The following is a 17,478-nucleotide window of genomic DNA, read 5'->3' on the forward strand; positions in this document are numbered from 1 at the left end:
GCCCCCCAAGGGTCCCGAAGCGCCTCCCGAAGGTCCTGCCGAAGCTCCTCCCGAAGCGTCCCCCAAGGTTCCGATGCGTCTCCTCTCCCTCGCCCTCGAACGCTACGGTCCCTTCACGGACCGCACCGTCACGTTCCGCGAGGACGCGCGCCTGCACGTGGTGCTGGGGGCCAACGAGGCCGGCAAGAGCTCGGCGCTCAGCGCCGTCACGGACCTCCTGTTCGGCATCGAGACGCGGACCCGCTACGACTTCCTGCACGACATGCCGCAGATGCGGATCGGCGCCGAGATCCGCGCCGCCGACGGCCGCCGGCTCGGGTTCCGGCGGCGCAAGGGCAACCGGAACACCCTCGTGGACGCCGCCGACGCGGCCCTGCCGGAGGATGCCCTGACGCCCTTCCTCGGCGGACTGTCCCGCGAGGTGTTCTGCCGCGCCTTCGGCCTCGACGCCCGCGCCCTGCGGGCGGGGGCGGCCGAGATGATGGATGCCGAGGGCGAGGTCGGTGCCAGCCTGTTCGCGGCGGCCTCGGGCCTGCGCGGCTACAGCGGCCTCCAGGCCGAACTCGAGACCGAGGCCGCGGGCATCTTCATGCCGCGCGCCGCCCAGAGCCGGACCTTCTACCAGGCGCTCCAGCGCTACGACGAGGCCCGCAAGGCGATCCGCGCCGGGGAGTTGCGGGCGGGCGACTGGCGCGACCTCAACGGCGAGATCGAGGCCGCCGGGGCGGCCCTCGTCGCCCTCAAGGCGGAGCGGGCGCGCATCGCCGCCGAGCAGGCCCGGCTCACCCGCCTGCGCCGGGTCGGCCCGCTTCTCCAGGCCATCGATGCGGCCGCCGCCCGCGCCGAGGCCGAGCCTGGCCTGATCGCGGTGCCGGAGGCCTGGATCGACCGCCTCGGCCAGGCCCTGGCGGCCCTGCGCACCACGGCGGAGGCGGCGGCCCGCACCCGGTCCGCCGCCGCGCAGGCCGCCCTGGCCCTGGAGCAGGTGCCGGTGGAGGAGGGCGTGCTCGCCCGGGCCGACGAGATCCTGGAGGCGTTCCGCGGCACCGACCGCTTCGACAAGGGCGGCATCGACCTGCCCCGCATCCAGGGCGAGGCGGATGCCGTCGCGCGCGAGCTCGCCCAGCTCGCGGCCCGGATCGGCCTGCCGGATGCCGAGGCCCTGCGGGCGCGCCAGCCCTCGGACGCGGCCCGCACCCGCATCGAGGGCCTGATCCGCGCGGGCCGCGAGGACGCCGCCACGATCGCCCGCCTGCGCCAGGACCTCGCCGCCCGCGAGGCCGAGCGGGACCGCCTCGCCGCCGCCACGGCGGGCGCGGGCGCCCTCGCCGATCCGGCCCCCCTGCGGGCCGACCTGAAGGCCTTCGCGGGCCTGCGCCGCGACCTCGACCGGCGCGACGACCTGGACGCCGCCCTCACCCGCGAGGCGGCCTCGATCCGGACCCAGGCCGGCCGCCTCAGCCCCCCGATCCCGGATCTCGACGCCTACGCCGCCGGACGCCCGCCCTCGGCCGAGGCGGTGGCGCGCTACCGGAGCACCCTCGACGGGGCGCTGCGCGCGCGCGACCGGGCTGCCGATCGCCTGGCGGCGGCGCAGGCGGCGGTGGCCCAGCGCCGCGCCCGCCTGGAGGCGCGCGCCGCCGGTCGGCCGATCCCGAGCCTGGCGGACCTCCTGGCCCTGCGCGCCCGCCGCGACGCCCTCCTGGCCGACCTGCCCGGGGGCGCCCCCGAGATCCTGACCCGCTTCGGCGCGGCGCTCGCCGCCGCCGACCGGGCGGCCGACGACCTCGTGAGCGACGCCGCCCGGGTGGCCGAGCAGGGGGCCGACACCCGCAGCCTCGCGGCCGAGCAGGCCGAGGCCGCCGCGGCGGACGAGGCCCTCGCCGCCTGCGAGGCGCGGCTGGCCGAGGGCGCCGCCGCCTGGCGGGCGGCCTGGGCCCCCTGCGGGATCGACCCCGCCGCCCCGGCCGAGATGGCCGCCTGGCTCACGGAGGTCGAGACCCTGCAGGATTCCGCGCAAGGGCTGGAGACCACAAGACTGGAGCAGGCCCGGATGGCCGCCCGGGTCGAGGCCTGCCGGGCGCCCCTGGCGGATCTCAGCCGCCGGGCCGGCCTGCCCGACCTCGACGGCCTCGATCTCGGCCGGATGCTCGCCCGCCTCGAGGACCGGGTCGGCGAACTCGCCCTGCGCTGGGAGGCGGTGCGCGAGGCCAAGACCCGCGCCGAGACCGCCGCGGAGCAGATCGCCCGCACGGCGGCGGCCCTCGCCGAGGCCCTGGCCCGCGAGGCCGCCTGGCGCACGGCCTGGGGGCCCGCCCTCGCCGATCTCGGCCTGGCGGCCGCGGCCACGCCGGACGAGGCCGAGGCGGCTTTGGCCGCCTGGCGCGCGGTGCCGGCGGCCCTGTCCGAGCGCGACAACCGCCTCGGCCGGGTCAACGGCATCGCGCGCGATATCGGGGTCCATCGCGAGGCGGTGGCGCGCCTGACCGCGGCGGTGGCGCCCGATCTCGCCGCCCTGCCCCCCACCGCCGCCATGAAGGCGCTGCACACCCGCCTGCAGGACGCCCTCAGGGGCGAGACCCGCCGGGCGGAGCTGGGGCGCCAGCGCGATGCCGCCGAGGCGGCGCGGGTGCAGGCGGCCCGGGCGGCGCAGGCCGCGGGTGCCGACCTGACCGCCCTCATGAACGAGGGGCCGGCCGCCGGGCTGCCCCCCGGCACCGACCCGGAGGCGCTCCACGGGCGCCTCACCGCCCGCCGGGCCTGCCAGGCCGAGCTGGCCGAGCGCCGGGCCGAGCTCGCCCGGGCCGCCGACGGCCACGGCGAAGCCGATCTCCGGGCGGACCTCGCCGCCCTCACCGGCGACGACATCGAGGGATCGCTCGCCAACCTGGCGGCGGAGGCCGAGGACCTGGATCAGCGCGGACAGCGGGCCTTCGCCGACCGCGACCGGCACGAGCGCCGTCGCGCCGAGCTGGAGGGGGGCATCGGGGCCGAGCTGGCGCTCGCCCAGCGCAAGGCGGCGGAGGCCGAACTCCAGGCCAATGCCCGGCACTGGGCGGTGCTGAAGCTCGCGAGCCTGATGCTCGGCACCGCCATCGGCCGCCACCGGGCCGGCCAGCAGGACCCGCTGCTCACCCGGTCCGGCACCCTGTTCGGGGCCCTGACCGGAGGCGCCTTCGCGGGCCTCGCCCAGGATTACGATGCCGCCGACACCCCCCGCCTCGCGGGGCGCCGGGCCTCGGGCGAGCTCGTGCCCGTGGAGGGCTTGAGCGAGGGCACCCGCGACCAGCTCTACCTCGCCCTGCGCCTGGCCTACCTGGAGGACTACGCCGCCCGCGCCGAGCCCGCCCCCTTCATCGGCGACGACCTGTTCCTCACCTTCGACGACGCCCGCACCGCCCACGGCCTCGAGGCCCTGGCGGCGGTGGGCGGCACGATCCAGCCGATCCTGTTCACCCACCACCGCCACGTGGCGGACCTGGCCCGGGCGCGCCTGGGGGATGCGGTGGACGTGCTCGACCTGTGAACGGCGCCGCCCCGCTTCGGGCGCGGCGCGCTCAGAACCGGTAGCCGAGGCCGACGCCCACCATGAGCATGTCCAGGTCGGCCGCCACCCGCACGCCGCCGATCGTGTAGGATTGACGCGGCACGAAGAGGTACTTCACCGCAACGTTCCCGAACCAGTTGCCGCCGAGGTGATAGTCGAGGCCGGCCTGGAGCACGGGGCTGGCCAGCGACCCGAGCGTGAAATCGGGGATCCCCCGCGCCGGGTCGATCGCGATGGGCGTGGTCACGGCGAGGCCGACCCCGAGATAGGGATTGAGACGCGCCCCGGGCAGGAGGTGATACTGGAGGGTCGCCATGGCGGCGGCGTTCCAGACCGATCCGATCGCGACGTCGCCCACCAGCGAGTTCCGGATCTTCGGGCGGGTCCGGATCGGGCCCGCCTGTCCCTCGATGGCGATGTGATCCGTCAGGAAGTACGAGACGTCGCCGTCCGGCAGCAGGGCGGTGGGCGTCTTGCTCTGTCCGCCGATCACGGCGATGTGGGTGCTCTGCTCCGTGGGGATGGTGCCCATGATGCGGCCGCGCACGAGCCAGTCCCCGGCCCGCAAGCCGCGATCGACGCCGACGGGCTCCGCCGCCCGTGCGAGGCCCGCTCCGTCCGCGAGGACGACGGCCAGGAGCGAACCGAGGGACGAGGCGAGCTTCGACATGGGACGTGCTTTCGGAGAGGCCGGACCGCGCGACGCGCTCGGGCGCCGGGGCCCGGGCGGCAGGCCGCCGGGACGGGGCTCGCGCGGCGCACCCGGTCGCGGGGCTGTCCCGGAAAGCTAGGCGGGTCGACTGAAGATACTCTTAAGCATGCCCTTTGCCGTGTCCTTAATCTTGCAGATTTACAGTATTGCAGGACGAATTTCGCAGACATGTATTTGATATAGTGGTGCAAGTGCAATAAATATACCTGATCGTCGTCCCTGGGCATTGGTTGCGTATTCGTATCTTATGAAATGATAAATCCCGTGGCAGCCTCCACAGATGCCGTGATTGTTGTGACGGTGGTGGCGCTGTGTCTGGAGACGGAGTTCTGTGATGCTTGATCTCCACACCCTTCACTTTGCCAGTGCTGCCAGCCGGTGTGCCTACGTCGTCGTCTTTCTCGTCATGGCCCTCAGCCAGCGGCAGCAGACCTTTCTCTGGCAATGGATGGGCGCCATGGGGACGTCGATGGTGGGATCGCTCATCATGATGCACGTCCCGTCGTCCGACGCGCCGCCGGTCTGGATCGCGATGGTCGTCTACTGGCTCTACGCCGGGAGTCTCGTCCTGTGCTGGACGGGCCTGCGCAGCTTCTTCGGCCGCCCCGTGCGGATCGATCTCGGGATCTGTCTCACCGCCCTCCCGGGTCTCCTCTATCCGCTCCTGCTCTCGGCCGGTGTCGCCAACCGCCTGGCGGTCGCGGCCGTGTTCCTCTGCTGCCTCGGGGTCGCCCTCCTGGCCGCCCGCGAGACCGTCCGCCTGTCGCCGGGCGTCGAACGCCTGTGGTCGCAATCCATCGTGACCGTGGCGTTCGGATCCTATGTGCTGGTCTTCCTCGTCTCGATCGGGGTCCTCGTCGGCACCGACTGGCCGACGGCCTCGGCGGAGACCGAGCGCAACTCCATGATCCTGGATCAGGTCATGGGGGTCCTGGCCTATTTCGGCTACATCGCGATGGCCGCCGAGCGCGCCAACCGGACGCTCCTGCGCTTGGCCGAGACGGATCCGCTCACCGGGCTCTCCAACCGCCGCGGCCTGCAGAAGCAGCTGCGCCGCCGCCTTCCGGCCCCGGGCCGGCAGGCGCTGGGCGGGGTCCTGATCCTGGACATCGACCACTTCAAGTCCATCAACGACCGCTACGGCCACGAGAGCGGGGACGCCATCCTGGCGACGTTCGCGGCCCGCGTGCGGGCAACGCTCCGGGCCACGGACCTGATCGCCCGCTGGGGCGGCGAGGAGTTCCTCATCGTTCTTCCGGGCGCCGGTCCGCAGGAACTCCTGCCCGTGGCCGAACGCGTGCGGGCGGCCGTCGCCGAGGAGCCGTTTCCGCATCGGTCCGGGGCCCTGACGGTCACGGTGAGCATCGGAGCCGCCATGATGGGGCTGGACGCGGCGAGCTTCGAGGAGGCGACGCGGCAGGCCGACGCCGCCCTCTACCGGGCGAAGGCCCAGGGGCGGAACCGCGTCTGCTGCGAGCCGAAGGCGGCTCCGACGCCCGGCGCAGTGGGGGGCGCAGTCGGGGGTGGCCTCGGGCAGGCCCGTGCCCTGCCGCTCGCCGATCCGACTCCGCTCGATCCCCCGGTGGTGGACCTGCCGGTCAACGTGCCGGTCGCCGATCTGCCGCACGCCGATCTGCGCCTGGCTTAGGGCGTCCCGGACCTGCTCCGGCCCGAAGACCCCGTCAGGCCCGGCCCGCGTCCCGCAGGCTCGGGGGCCTGGGCCGGCGCCAGATCGCGCGTCCGAGGAGCAGTCCGAGGCGTCGGCAGAACAGCGCCAGACCCAGGCACCAGGCCAGCCCCGCCAGCAGGGCGCTGGCCAGGGCCGCGAGGCCGGCACCGAGGGCCAGGGCGCCGCGGCCGAGGAGCGCCAGGGTGGCGCGGGTGCGGGGGCCGAGGCGCTCGCTGAGGCGGACCGCGCGGGTGACGTCGCCGGGGTCCCGGGCGAGGCCGAGCACCTGCATCACCCCGCGCTGGCCGGTGCGGCGGCCGAGCACGAGGGCATCGCCGGCCAGGTTCGTCAGGCGCGCCACCGTGCCGGGCCGGATGGCGAGGCCGGCGGCGGCCCGCGCGCCGGCGACGTCCAGGCGGGCGGAGGCGGCGACCGCGCCGGCCACGGCCTCGCGATCGAGGCCGGCGCGGACCGTGCGGCCCAGGCTCGCGGCGAGTGCGGGCGAGAGCCGGCCGCCGCGCCGGGCCGCCTTCAGCACGGTCATGCCCGCCCGCCCGCCCGCGCCCGCCCCGGCCGTCCAGGTGGCGACGGTGAGCGGCAGGCCCACCAGCGCCATGCCGAGGAGGAGCGGGTCGTAGGGCTCGGCGCGGGCGTAGCGCCCGCCCTCGCGCAGGAGGTCGCGCAGGTCGCCGAGGCCGGTCACGTCGGCCGCGAGGGTGCCGGCGAGACCCGCCGTCCCCTCCGCGGTGCCCGAGACCGCCCCGGCCGCGAAGTCCCGGGCGGCGCGGCTCATCCGGCCCTGCGCCAGGGCCTCCACGCGGCCCCGGCGGGCCGGATCGACGGGCAGGCCGCGGGTCTCGGCCAGCGCCAGGAAGCTCAAGGCGAGGTCCTCGTCCTCCGCCGCGACCGCGGCATCGAGCCCGGCCTCCAGGCGCTCCGGCGTGGCCGCGCGCTCCAGGCGGATCTCCGCCAGGGCGCCGGGATCGTCGGCCGCCGCGAGGAGGCGGCCCGCGCGCGCGGCGGGTACGAGCACCGGTGCCGCCGCGACCGCCAGGGTCACGCCGGCCGCCAGGAGGCCGATCCAGCCCGCGGCCGCGGAGAACCAGGCCGCACCGCCGCGCAGGCGCATCCGCGTCATGTCCGATCCCGTGCCAATGGTCCGGGTGGAGATGGGGACGCGGCGGGGGACGCGCATCTCCGCCTCCGCCGTCAGGATGCCGCGACGCCGTAGCGCCGGTGCAGGCTGCTCGCGAAGCGGTCGGCGAACTTGGCCGTCGCCACCGGCAGGGTGCGGCCCCGCAGCTGCGCCAGGATCAGCGCCATCGGGGCGAGGTCCCGGGCGTCGATGGGGCGGGAGCGCAGGCGGGGATCTTCGGGGATGCCGCTCGGGACCTGCAGGCTGACCGCGTCCTCGCGCAGGACGAGGTTGCGCAGGAATTCCAGCGAGCTCGACTCGATGGCGGGCCTCAGCGGTGTGCCCCGGCGGCCCAGCGCGTCGTCGAAATGGTGGCGGATGGCGAGCGAGCGGTCCGGCAGGGCCATCGGGTGGGCGAGGCAGTCGCGCAGGCGCACCGGGCCGGTCTCTGCGGCCAGCGGGTGCTCGGCCCGCATCAGCGCGCACAGCGTCTGGCGGCAGGAGAACAGCACCTGCATGTCGGCCGAGGGCGGCGGCTGCAGCACCAGGGCGAGGTCGGCCTCGAACTGGGCCAGCGCCGCCACCGCCTGGACGTGATCGCGGACCTGCACGGTGAAGGTCACCTGCGGGAACTGCGCCCGGTAGGCCTCGACCTCGTCCGGCACCACGTGGTTGACGAAGGCCTGGCTGCAGGCCAGCGCCACGTGCCCGCGCCGGACCCCGGACAGGTCGGCGATCTGCGAGCGCACCCGCTCCAGGTCGGCGCGCTGGTCGCGGATGTGGCGCACCAGCAATTCGCCGGCCGCGTTGAGGCGCATGCCCTGGGCCACCCGCTCGAAGATCGGCGTGCCGAGCTCGTATTCGAGGTCCTGGATCTGCCGGGTCAGGGCGGAGGGCGTGATGTTGAGCCGCTCCGCCGCCCGGCGGATCGCGCCGTGGCGGGCCACCTCGGTCACGTAGGTGAGGATGCGTAGGTGCTTCATCGTGCGGGTCCGCTGGTCCCGCCCCTGTTGCCCGATCGGCAACGGGGCAGTCAAGAAACAGCACTCGCGTGCAACAGGCGATGACCCTAGCCTCGGTGGTCGAGACTTGCCGTCCGGAGCCCCGCCATGATCCGCCGTCGCACCCTCCTGGCCGGCCTCGGCGCCGGCCTCCTGGCCACGCCCCTCGGCCTTCCCCGTCCGGCCCGGGCGCAGGCCCCCACGGTGATCCGGATGGGCTCCCTGAAGCTGATCCACTCGATCGCGCCGCATTTCTACGAGTCGTTCACCCCGGCCGGATACAAGGTCGAGGTCGTGCCGTTCGAGAGCCCCACCGAGTGCAAGAACGCGGTGGTGACGAAGTCGGTGGATTTCGGGACCTTCGGCATCGCCGCCGGCACCCTGGGAGCGGCCGCTGGCGAGCCCCTCGTCATCATCGCCTCGACCTGCAACCGCGGCATGGCGATCATCGCCAGGAAGGATGCGGGCATCGCCGCCCTCAAGGACCTCAAGGGCAAGCGCGTCGCCCTGTGGCCCGGCTCGACCCAGGAGGTCTTCGCCCTGGAGCGCCTGCGCCAGGAAGGGATGAGCGTGAAGGACATCACGCCGGTGCGGATCTCGTTCTCGGAGATGCACATTGCCCTGGCGCGCGGCGACATCGACGCCTATGTGGGCGCCGAGCCGGCCCCGGGCGTGAGCCTCGCCAGCGGCGTCGGCAGCCTCGTCGAGTATCCCTACGGGACCGAGATGGGCGCCCTCAACATGGTGTTCGGCGCGCACGCCGACACTACGGCGCAGCGGCCCGAGATCGTCCGCACGATGCTGGAGATCCACCGCAAGGCCACGGAGTTCGCGCAGGGCAACCGCGAGGCGATGATCGCCATGGCGGTGGCCAAGCTCGGGCAGAAGCGGGAGGCGCTGGAACTCTCCGCCCCGAACGTCGAGCTGAAATGGAAGCTCGGTGAGACCGAGGTCGCCCAGGCCAAGGTCTATGCCGACCGCATGCTCGCCCTGAAGCAGATCAAGCGCCTGCCCGATTTTTCGACCTTCATCGACACCCGCTTCGTCGATGCCATGAGGGACGCGTGAGCGCCGCGCCGGCCGCCGTCGCGGCGTCCGTGCCGGCGGCCCCGCCCCGCCCGCGCGTCGCATGGCCCTGGGGGCGCCTGCGCGAGGCGGCCCTGGCCCTGGCGATCCCCGCCGGGCTCGCCGTCATCTGGCATCTCCTGACGACGGGGCGGCCCTACAGCCTGATCCCGCCGCCCGCGGAGGTCTGGACGGCGCTGGTCGACCTCGCCGTGGGGGGCATCAACGACGACGCCTTCAGCGCCACCCTGCTCACCCATCTCGGCGCCTCGCTGTCGCGGGTCTACGGGGGCTTCGCTCTCGCGGTGCTGTTCGCGCTCCCCCTCGGCCTCCTCATCGGGCGGGTGCCGCTGATGCGCCAGCTCCTCGACCCGACCTTCCAGATCCTGCGGCCGGTGCCGGTCACCGCCTGGCTGCCGCTCGCCATGATCCTGTTCGGCCTCGGGCCGCGCTCGGCCTATTTCCTCGTCTTCCTCGGGGCGTTCTACCCCATCCTGGTCAACACCATCTTCGGGGTGCGCTCGGTGGAGCCGCGCCTGTTCGAGGCGGCGGCGATGCTCGGCTGCCGGGGCTCGGCCCAGTTCGCCCGGGTGGTGCTGCCCGCCGCCCTGCCGTCGATCTTCACGGGCCTGCGCCTCGGTCTCGGCTTCGCCTGGGTGGTGATCGTGGTCGGCGAGATGACCGGCGTGCAGACGGGGCTCGGCGCCATCATCATGGAGGCGCGCCAGCTTTCCCGCACCGAGATCGTCATCTGCGGCATGATCGTCATCGGCGTCGCGGGCTTCCTGTCGGACCGGATCGTCATGCTGATCGGCCGCCGCCTCCTGGCCTGGAGTCCGTCTCATGGGTGATCCGACGCTTCCGATTCTCGAGATCCGCGACGTCGGCAAGACCTTCGCGGTCCAGGGCAGGACGGTGACCGCCCTGAAGGGGGCCAACCTCACGGTGACGCGGGGCGAGTTCGTCTGCCTGCTGGGCGCCTCGGGCTGCGGCAAGTCCACCCTGCTGCGCATCGCCGCCGGCTTCGAGGCGCCCTCCTCCGGCGAAGCGTGCATGTGGGGTAAGCCCATCGCCGGCCCCGACCCGTCGCGCGGCATGGTCTTCCAGGATTACGGCCTGTTCCCCTGGCTCTCGGTCCGCGACAACATCGGATTTGGTCCGAAATCCCGCGGGCGCCCTGCGCCTGAGATCCGCGACACGGTGGCCCGCTACATCGACCTCGTGGGCCTCGGCCCCTTTGCGGACGCGCATCCCCACCAGCTCTCGGGGGGCATGAAGCAGCGCGTCGCCATCGCCCGGGTGCTGGCCAACGAGGCGGAGGTGGTGCTGATGGACGAGCCCTTCGGGGCGCTCGACGCCATGACCCGCGAGCGCCTGCAGGACGAGCTCCTCGAGCTCTGGAGCCGCACGGGCCTGACCGTGCTGTTCGTCACCCATGCCATCGAGGAGGCGATCTTCCTCGCCGACCGCGTCGTGGTGATGTCGCCGAGCCCCGGCCGGATCGACGCCGTGCACGACATCGCCCTGCCCCGCCGCCGCGACGTCTCGAGCCCGGCCTTCAACGACATCCGCCGGATGCTCTCGGCCCAGCTCCACAGCCATCACGGCCGCGTCGCCGCGTGAGGCGCTGACGTCCGGAACGGGTCCCTCTCCCCCTCGAGGGGAAGGGGAACGGGCGGCGCCCGCCGCCCTCCACATGTCCAACCCCTGGTGCCGCGCCGAGCCCACATGACCGAACCGGATTTGTCGGACCCCCGCCGCCCCGAGCGCCGCCTCGCCTACCGGGCCGCCATCGACCGGCCGCGCCTCGTCCTGCCGAAGGGCAAGCACGTGGCGATCTGGCCGGTGGTGAATGTCGAGCACTGGCTCATCGACAACCCGATGCCGCGCCAGATCCTGGTGGCGCCGACCGGCGCGACCCTCCTGCCCGACCTCGCCAACTGGGGCTGGCACGAATACGGGATGCGCGTCGGGTTCTGGCGCTTCCTCGCGGCGTTCCAGGCGCGCGGGGTCCGCCCGACCCTGTCGGTCAACGGCTCGGTCTGCGAGGCCTATCCCCGCGTGGCGCACGAAGCCCACGCCGCGGGCTGGGAGTTCATGGGCCACGGCTTCCACCAGGTCCCGACCCACCGCATCGCGGACGAGCCCGCGATGATCGCCCGGACCCTGGCGGCGATCCGCGCCGTGACGGGGACGAACCCGCGCGGCTGGCTCGGGCCCGGCCTGACCGAGACCCTCGACACCCCGGACCACCTCGCCGCCGCTGGTCTCGACTATGTGGGCGACTGGGTGGTGGACGACCGGCCCAGCCGCATCGCCACCGCGACGCGCCCGCTCATCGCCCTGCCCTACTCGGTGGAGCTGAACGACATCCCCCTGCTGGCGATCCAGCATCACCGTGCCGACGAGTTCGTGGCCCGGGCGCTGGCCCAGGTCGAGCGCCTCGCCGCGGAGGCGGCCGGCGACGGGCCGCTGGGCGGCGCCAAGGTGATGGGATTCGCCCTCCACCCCTACATCACCGGCGTCCCCCACCGCATCGGGCTGCTGGAGCGGCTCCTCGACGCGCTCCTCGCCCGCGACGACGTCTGGTTCGCCCAAGGGGGCGAACTCGTGGACTGGTATCGGGGAACCGGCGATGAGGCTTGAGACCGACGGGACGCCGCCGACGGACTGGCGGGACCTCGACCGCGCGGCCCTGAGCCGGGCCTACGACAATGCGGGGGCGGTCGCCGACAGCGCCGCCCGCCTCGCCGACTGGAGCGCGCGCAGCGCCGCCCTCCGGGCCCGCCCGGGCCACACCCTCGATCTCCCCTACGATCCGGGGCCGCCCCACGCTGCCGGCCCCCGGAATCGGATCGACCTGTTCGCCTGCGGACGGGCCGGCGCCCCGCTGCTGGCCTTCATCCATGGGGGCTACTGGCAGCGGAACGCCAAGGAGGGCTTCGCCTGTCTGGCCGAGGGGCCGCTCGCCCTCGGGCTCGACGTGGCCCTGATCGGCTACACCCTGGCGCCGGAGGCGTCGCTGACCCGGATCGCGGACGAGATCCGGGCGGCCCTGCGCGCCCTGCGGGCGCACGATGCCGCCGTGGGCCTGGGGCGTCGGCGCCTCGTGGTTTCCGGCTGGTCGGCGGGCGGGCACCTCGCCGCCCTGGCGCTGGACGGGCCGGACGCCGATGCCGGCCTCGCGATCAGCGGGATCTACGATCTCGCGCCCATCCGCCGGACGTCCCTCGACGACGCGCTCCGGCTCACGCCCGGGGAGGTGGAGGCGCTGTCGCCGATCCGCCTGGCCCCTCGCCGCTTCGTCCCCCTGGTGGTCGCTTACGGGGCCGACGAACTGCCCGAACTTCGGCGCCAGTCGAAGGCCTACGCCGCGGCGCGCGCGGCGGTGGAGCCCGAGACCCGCTGCGTCGCGCTCGACGGCGCGGATCATTTCTCGATCCTCGAGGCCCTGGCGCATCCGGACGGGCGCCTGGCCCGCATCGCCGCCGCGTTGGGCCATTCCTGAGTCGTCCCGGACGCGAATCGCCCCGCCTTCGCCCGGTCGGCCCCTCCTCCGACCCGCCTCGGCTCAGGGCAGGCCACGCATCGTGAGCCGCTGATCGTGAACCGCTCATGGAAAGTTAATGCACGGCCCCGTCGATGCGGCATAGCTTCGGCTTCGGACGCGCAGGCCCGCGCACTCACGCCCTCGGGACGACGGGGATGCGGTGCAGGTCCCGCCCGTCCGCATCCCGGATCACGAGATCCCAGGCGCCCTCGACATGGACCAGTTCGCCGCCCCTGCGAAGTTCCTCGATGACCAGCGCGGCCTGGGCGATGGCCTCGGCGAGGTCGGCCGCTTCGGCGCCCCTCGCGTCGGGCATCGTGGTCCGGCCATCGGTGAGATCGAAATGGAAGCGCATCGGGGAAATGGCCCTCGGGACGCAGGGACGAGCATGGGCCTGTCGCCCCCGCTGACCTGCCGCCCGAACCGCCGCACGTCCGTTCCGGGCCGGAAGGGATCCAGGTCTCAGGGTACGGGCGACGGGCCAGTCAAAGGGAGGCCGTGGCGTGCTCAGTATCGGATATCGTTGCTCAATCCCGATTAACTTCAGGTAGAATTAAGCGCTTCATTCATCGAAGATGCAATTGGCGAATGGGATGCGCAATTGCGCTAGAAGCAGGTATTGACAATCAGTCTGGAATAATACTTTTTGTCTTTTGTGCACTGCAAAAATGCGTCGTGGCATTGAGGGGCGCTGCCGATGAGCGGGTTCGACGAATATCTTGCAGGTCCCGGAAGCGAGAGGGCAGGAACCGAGACCCTGCCGGACGAGCGGGTCCTGGCGCTCCGCGCCCATCTCCGGGCCGTCCTTCGAAGCCTGATGTCCGCGATCCAGCCGGCCTGCTGATCCCTCCCGCCAGCGCACGGGCCATCCCCCGTTCAGGCGCAGCGGCCTTCGCGCAGGCCGGGGCCATCCGGCTTCCGGCGAGACGAACGCCTCGCGCCACGTTTTCCTTTTCTCGCCAGGACTTACTTCTCGCGCCAAGCCTTACTGTTCTCACCAAGCCTTACTTTTCTCGCCAGGCCTTGGCGATCTGGTCGGTGAGCGGCTTGGTGAGGTAGCTGAGCACCGAGCGGTTGCCGAGCTGCATGAAGGTCTCGACCGGCATGCCCGGGACGAGGCGGGCGGTGCCGAGGCGCTCCTTCTGGTCCTCCGGCACGCGGATGCGGGCCGTGTAGTAGCTCATCCCGGTCTTCGGATCGGAGGTGACGTCGGCCGAGACCCGAGACACCACCCCGTCGATCTCCGGCGTGGTGCGCTGGTTGAAGGCCGAGAAGCGCAGCACCGCCGCCTGGTCGAGGCGGACATTGTCGATGTCCTGCGGCTGGATCTTCACCTCCACCGCGAGCTGGTCCGCCTCCGGCACGATCAGCATGGCGGGCTCGGAGGGCGTCACCAGGCCGCCGATCGTGTGCACTGTCATCTGGTGCACCGTGCCCGATTGCGGAGCGCGCATGTCGACACGCTTGAGCTGGTCCTCGGCGGCCACGCGCTTCTCGACATATTCCGACCACTTGCCCCGGATCTCGGCGAGGTCCTTGCCGGTCTCGGTGCGCATGTCGCCGTCGATCTGAAGGATCTGCAGCTCGGTCTCGGCGATCTTGCCGCGGGCCGAGGCCGTCGAGGCGAGGAGCTGTCCGCGCTCGCCGTCGAGGCGCGCGGCGTCGCGCTCCAGGGCGTTGACCCGGGCCAGGGGCACCAGGTTCTTGGCGTAGAGCTCCCGCACGCCCTGCAACTCGCCGGTGATGAAGCCGACCTCGCGGGCCTTGGCCGCGACCTGCTCGGTCAGGCCCTTGATCTCCTCGCGCAGCTGCTGGACGCGCTCGCGCAGCTGCGCCTTCTGCCCCTCGCGGCCGGCCACGCGGGACCTGAACAGCCGGGTCTCGCCCTCGATCAGGTGGGCCACCGAGGGATCGCTGTCCTTGCGGGCCAGCAACTCGGGCGGGAAGGCGATGGTGGCGGCGCCGTCGCGCTCGGCCTCGTCGCGGGCGCGCCGGGCGGAGAGCTCGTCCAGGGCCTTCAGGATGATGTCGAGGTTGGCCCGGGTCTGGGTCTCGTCGAGACGGATCAGGATGTCGCCGGCCTTGACGCGCATGCCGTCGTGGACCCGCAGCTCGCCGACGACGCCGCCGGTGGGGTGCTGCACCTTCTTCACGTCGGTTTCGACCACGAGCTGGCCCGGCGCGATCACGGCGCCAGAGATCTGGGTAAAGGTGGCCCAGCCGCCCACGCCCACCACCAGCACCGCGCCCAGGGCGAGGCCGAGGGCGAGGTGGCGGCGGATCGAGCCCTGCGCGGTGGGACGCGGGGCCGTGAGGGCGGGATGCAGGTCGACGGGGCTAAGGGCGACGGACATCATGCACTCTCCTGCAGGGCGCCGGGGCCGGCCTGCGTGTCCACGGGGCGGGCCTCCACGGGGACCGAGGCCGGACGCAGCACGCGCTTGAGGACCTCGTCCTTCGGCCCGAAGGCCTGGGCCCGGCCCTCCGCCATCATCAGGATGAGGTCGACCGCGCCGAGGGCGGACGGCCGGTGGGCGATGACGATGCAGATGCCGCCGCGGCGGCGCACCCCGATGATCGCCTGGGTCAGGGCGTTCTCGCCCTCCGCGTCGAGATTGGCGTTGGGCTCGTCGAGGATGACCAGGAAGGGATCGCCGTAGAGGGCCCGGGCCAGGCCGACGCGCTGGCGCTGGCCGGCGGAAAGGCCTGCACCGCCCTCGCCGATGCGGGTGTCGTAGCCCTCCGACAGGCGCAGGATCAGCTCGTGCACGCCGGCCGCGCGGGCGGCCGCGATCACGGCGTCGGAGGGGGCCTGCGGATCGAAGCGGGCGATGTTCTCCGCCACCGTGCCGGCGAACAGCTCCACCTCCTGGGGCAGGAAGCCGATATGGGGGCCGAGATCGTCGGCCGACCATTGGTCAAGGGCGGCGCCGTCGAGGCGCACCTTCCCGCGCACGGCCGGCCAGACCCCGACGAGGGCGCGCACCAGGCTCGACTTGCCCGAGGCCGAGGGGCCGATGACGCCGAGGCCCTGGCCGGCCTGGAGGGCGAAGCTGACGTCCTGGACCACGAGGCGGGGGGTTCCGGGCGGGGCGACGCTGACGCTCTCGACCTGAAGCGCGCGGGATGGCACCGGGAGCGCGTGCGGCTGCGCGCCGGCGGGCATGCGGGCGAAGAGCTCGGAGAGGCGGGCCCAGGACTGGCGGGCCTGGACGAAGCTCTTCCAGTTGGCGATGGCGAGCTCCGCCGGGGCCAGGGCCCGGGCCACCAGGATCGAGGAGGCGATGATGATGCCGGCGGAGGCCAGACCGTTGATCACGAGGTAGGCGCCCAGCGCCAGCACCCCGGACTGCAGGGCGGTGCGGAACACCTTGGAGCCGGCGCCGTAGCCGCCGGCGATGTCGGAGGCGCGCTGCTGGGACTGCATGTAGTCGCGGTTGGCCAGGGCCCAGCGGGTGCCGAAGCGCCCCTGCATGCCCATGGCGGCCAAGACCTCGGCGTTGCGGCGGCCGGCCTCGGCCAGGCCGTTCCGACGCAGGCCGTGGGCGGTGGCGGTCTGGGCCGGATGCCGGGTCGCCCGGTCGGTGAGAAGGCCGAGGGTGGCGAGGACGGCCGCGCCCACGAGGGCGGCGACGCCGATCAGGGGATGGAACAGGAAGCAGATCAGCAGATAGATCGGCATCCAGGGGAGATCGAAGAAGGCGGAGGGGCCCGAGCCGCCGAGGAAGGCGCGCAGCTGGTCGAGGTCGCGCAGGGGCAGGAGGCCGTCGCCGGGGGCGGCCCCCTTCAGGGGCGCGCGCACCACGATGTCGAAGACTCGCCCGCTCAGGGATTCGTCCAGGGCGGCACCGATGCGGGCCAGGATGCGCGAGCGCAGGGCTTCGAGAAGTCCCTGGAAGATGTAGAGCACGAAGGCCAGGATGCAGAGGCCGATCAGGGTTGGCACCGACCGGCTCGGGATCACCCGGTCGTAGACCTCGAGCATGAAGAACGAGCCGGTGAGATAGAGCACGTTCACGAGCCCGCTCATGGCGGCCACGCCGATAAAGGCCGTCCGGCACTGCGCCAGTGCCGAGGCCAGCTCGGCGGAATCCCGGGCCTGCGTCACGATCTGCTTCCTTCCCGGCGAGACCGGTGCGGCCCGCCCCTCTCCACAACTGTATTTTGAGCGAGCCACTTAGTCGTTGCAAGTGTCTCCGCGCGCTGATGCTCCCTCGTGCGCGCCCGTAATCAGTCGGGATTAGATCTGATACCGAAGCGGAGCGCGCTGCGAGGTCGGAGCAAAGACGCCCCGCGACGCGGCCGCGGCGCATTCCATAGGCATGTGGCAATCATGTGAAGATGCGGTGAATGCGCCCTCCGCCGAGATTCGGACCGATCGGGGCCGCGGCGGCACAATCCGCCGTGGACAGGCCGAGACCGCCCCTCCCCCGCCGATCGGCACCGTGCGAGAGTACAGCCGGATAGGGGTGGGGGGCGACGCATGGGGGCCCTGCGCGCCCGACCCGGCGGTCGCTGGGGCGCCTTGCGCATGGGCGTCGTAAAAATGTGATGTTGGGTGTTGACGGCCCCGGCCGGCGCCCGTATACCCCGGCTCATCGGCGCCGGCCAACGGGTTTGGCGGCGCACCGACGCTTCTGCAGAGACTTTCGGATGGGGATCCGGCGATGAGCTGGATGACCAACTGTTTTTGTCTGTAGCGGCATTGGGACCGTACGGTTCGTGTTCGGTACAATGTTCTTTGACAAGTGAATCTGAGAAAGAGAAGCGTGGGCGGCGATTTTGCTCTTGCGGATCCT

At 72.9% G+C, this 17,478-nt stretch carries 14 protein-coding genes; 8 read left to right on the top strand and 6 right to left on the bottom strand.

Annotated elements, in window-relative coordinates; genetic code table 11:
- Positions 1-73: 73 nt before the first annotated feature.
- A complete protein-coding gene (locus ASF20_RS19080; protein WP_056276960.1) occupies positions 74-3,526 on the top strand; it encodes a YhaN family protein in 3,453 nt (1,150 codons plus the stop codon).
- Between the two features lie 31 nt (positions 3,527-3,557).
- Here the strand turns inward: ASF20_RS19080 and ASF20_RS19085 are convergent, their stop codons facing one another.
- The gene (locus tag ASF20_RS19085) at positions 3,558-4,217 is read right to left on the bottom strand and encodes an OmpW family outer membrane protein (protein ID WP_056276963.1); all 660 of its coding nucleotides are present in this window, start codon (positions 4,215-4,217) and stop codon (positions 3,558-3,560) included.
- Positions 4,218-4,593: 376 nt separating this feature from the next.
- Between ASF20_RS19085 and ASF20_RS19090 the strand changes: the two genes are divergently transcribed.
- Entirely contained in the window at positions 4,594-5,907 is a 1,314-nt protein-coding gene (locus tag ASF20_RS19090; protein ID WP_056276966.1) for a GGDEF domain-containing protein, read from the top strand.
- A gap of 34 nt (positions 5,908-5,941) precedes the next feature.
- Here ASF20_RS19090 and ASF20_RS19095 read toward each other — a convergent pair whose 3' ends face one another.
- Together ASF20_RS19095 and ASF20_RS19100 are read right to left on the bottom strand one after the other, a co-directional pair.
- The gene (locus ASF20_RS19095; RefSeq protein ID WP_056276970.1) at positions 5,942-7,123 is read right to left on the bottom strand and encodes a hypothetical protein; all 1,182 of its coding nucleotides are present in this window, start codon (positions 7,121-7,123) and stop codon (positions 5,942-5,944) included.
- A gap of 14 nt (positions 7,124-7,137) precedes the next feature.
- Positions 7,138-8,046 carry a LysR family transcriptional regulator gene (locus tag ASF20_RS19100; RefSeq protein ID WP_056276972.1) on the bottom strand — a complete coding sequence of 303 codons (909 nt, stop codon included), beginning with the start codon at positions 8,044-8,046 and terminating at the stop codon, positions 7,138-7,140.
- 126 nt (positions 8,047-8,172) lie between these two features.
- Between ASF20_RS19100 and ASF20_RS19105 the strand changes: the two genes are divergently transcribed.
- From ASF20_RS19105 to ASF20_RS19125, 5 genes are all read left to right on the top strand, one after another.
- The gene (locus ASF20_RS19105) at positions 8,173-9,132 is read left to right on the top strand and encodes an NrtA/SsuA/CpmA family ABC transporter substrate-binding protein (protein WP_056276977.1); all 960 of its coding nucleotides are present in this window, start codon (positions 8,173-8,175) and stop codon (positions 9,130-9,132) included.
- Positions 9,133-9,161: 29 nt separating this feature from the next.
- On the top strand, positions 9,162-9,980 hold the full coding sequence (locus ASF20_RS19110) for an ABC transporter permease (RefSeq protein WP_244476497.1): 819 nt from the start codon (positions 9,162-9,164) through the stop codon (positions 9,978-9,980).
- The gene (locus tag ASF20_RS19115; RefSeq protein ID WP_056221828.1) at positions 9,973-10,752 is read left to right on the top strand and encodes an ABC transporter ATP-binding protein; all 780 of its coding nucleotides are present in this window, start codon (positions 9,973-9,975) and stop codon (positions 10,750-10,752) included. The genes ASF20_RS19110 and ASF20_RS19115 overlap by 8 nt, the downstream gene beginning before the upstream one ends.
- A 105-nt stretch (positions 10,753-10,857) precedes the next feature.
- Complete coding sequence (locus tag ASF20_RS19120) at positions 10,858-11,775, top strand: polysaccharide deacetylase family protein (RefSeq protein ID WP_056276980.1); 918 nt, start codon at positions 10,858-10,860, stop codon at positions 11,773-11,775.
- Positions 11,765-12,637 carry an alpha/beta hydrolase gene (locus ASF20_RS19125; protein ID WP_056276984.1) on the top strand — a complete coding sequence of 291 codons (873 nt, stop codon included), beginning with the start codon at positions 11,765-11,767 and terminating at the stop codon, positions 12,635-12,637. Before ASF20_RS19120 ends, ASF20_RS19125 begins: the two co-directional genes overlap by 11 nt.
- Before the next feature lie 175 nt (positions 12,638-12,812).
- Here the strand turns inward: ASF20_RS19125 and ASF20_RS19130 are convergent, their stop codons facing one another.
- Positions 12,813-13,034 (bottom strand): hypothetical protein, encoded by a 222-nt coding sequence (locus ASF20_RS19130; protein ID WP_056221819.1) that lies wholly within the window; start codon positions 13,032-13,034, stop codon positions 12,813-12,815.
- A 342-nt stretch (positions 13,035-13,376) separates the two neighbouring features.
- On the opposite strand from ASF20_RS19130, the gene ASF20_RS24275 reads away from it, so the two are divergent.
- Positions 13,377-13,523 (top strand): hypothetical protein, encoded by a 147-nt coding sequence (locus ASF20_RS24275; RefSeq protein WP_156648135.1) that lies wholly within the window; start codon positions 13,377-13,379, stop codon positions 13,521-13,523.
- A gap of 160 nt (positions 13,524-13,683) precedes the next feature.
- Here ASF20_RS24275 and ASF20_RS19135 read toward each other — a convergent pair whose 3' ends face one another.
- Together ASF20_RS19135 and ASF20_RS19140 are read right to left on the bottom strand one after the other, a co-directional pair.
- On the bottom strand, positions 13,684-15,033 hold the full coding sequence (locus tag ASF20_RS19135; protein ID WP_056221817.1) for an HlyD family type I secretion periplasmic adaptor subunit: 1,350 nt from the start codon (positions 15,031-15,033) through the stop codon (positions 13,684-13,686).
- The gene (locus ASF20_RS19140; protein WP_056276988.1) at positions 15,033-16,787 is read right to left on the bottom strand and encodes a type I secretion system permease/ATPase; all 1,755 of its coding nucleotides are present in this window, start codon (positions 16,785-16,787) and stop codon (positions 15,033-15,035) included. The genes ASF20_RS19135 and ASF20_RS19140 overlap by 1 nt, the downstream gene beginning before the upstream one ends.
- Between the last annotated feature and the right edge of the window lie 691 nt (positions 16,788-17,478).

This window comes from Methylobacterium sp. Leaf88 (genome assembly GCF_001422795.1).
In the GTDB taxonomy this organism is placed as follows: domain Bacteria; phylum Pseudomonadota; class Alphaproteobacteria; order Rhizobiales; family Beijerinckiaceae; genus Methylobacterium.

What these genes read in the sequence shown, in the direction of transcription:
- ASF20_RS19080 (WP_056276960.1), top strand. Translation starts at nt 74, where the DNA reads ATGCGTCTCCTCTCCCTCGCCCTCGAACGCTACGGTCCCTTCACGGAC.
- ASF20_RS19085 (WP_056276963.1), bottom strand. Translation starts at nt 4,217, where the DNA reads ATGTCGAAGCTCGCCTCGTCCCTCGGTTCGCTCCTGGCCGTCGTCCTC.
- ASF20_RS19090 (WP_056276966.1), top strand. Translation starts at nt 4,594, where the DNA reads ATGCTTGATCTCCACACCCTTCACTTTGCCAGTGCTGCCAGCCGGTGT.
- ASF20_RS19095 (WP_056276970.1), bottom strand. Translation starts at nt 7,123, where the DNA reads ATGCGCGTCCCCCGCCGCGTCCCCATCTCCACCCGGACCATTGGCACG.
- ASF20_RS19100 (WP_056276972.1), bottom strand. Translation starts at nt 8,046, where the DNA reads ATGAAGCACCTACGCATCCTCACCTACGTGACCGAGGTGGCCCGCCAC.
- ASF20_RS19105 (WP_056276977.1), top strand. Translation starts at nt 8,173, where the DNA reads ATGATCCGCCGTCGCACCCTCCTGGCCGGCCTCGGCGCCGGCCTCCTG.
- ASF20_RS19115 (WP_056221828.1), top strand. Translation starts at nt 9,973, where the DNA reads ATGGGTGATCCGACGCTTCCGATTCTCGAGATCCGCGACGTCGGCAAG.
- ASF20_RS19120 (WP_056276980.1), top strand. Translation starts at nt 10,858, where the DNA reads ATGACCGAACCGGATTTGTCGGACCCCCGCCGCCCCGAGCGCCGCCTC.
- ASF20_RS19125 (WP_056276984.1), top strand. Translation starts at nt 11,765, where the DNA reads ATGAGGCTTGAGACCGACGGGACGCCGCCGACGGACTGGCGGGACCTC.
- ASF20_RS19130 (WP_056221819.1), bottom strand. Translation starts at nt 13,034, where the DNA reads ATGCGCTTCCATTTCGATCTCACCGATGGCCGGACCACGATGCCCGAC.
- ASF20_RS24275 (WP_156648135.1), top strand. Translation starts at nt 13,377, where the DNA reads ATGAGCGGGTTCGACGAATATCTTGCAGGTCCCGGAAGCGAGAGGGCA.
- ASF20_RS19135 (WP_056221817.1), bottom strand. Translation starts at nt 15,033, where the DNA reads ATGTCCGTCGCCCTTAGCCCCGTCGACCTGCATCCCGCCCTCACGGCC.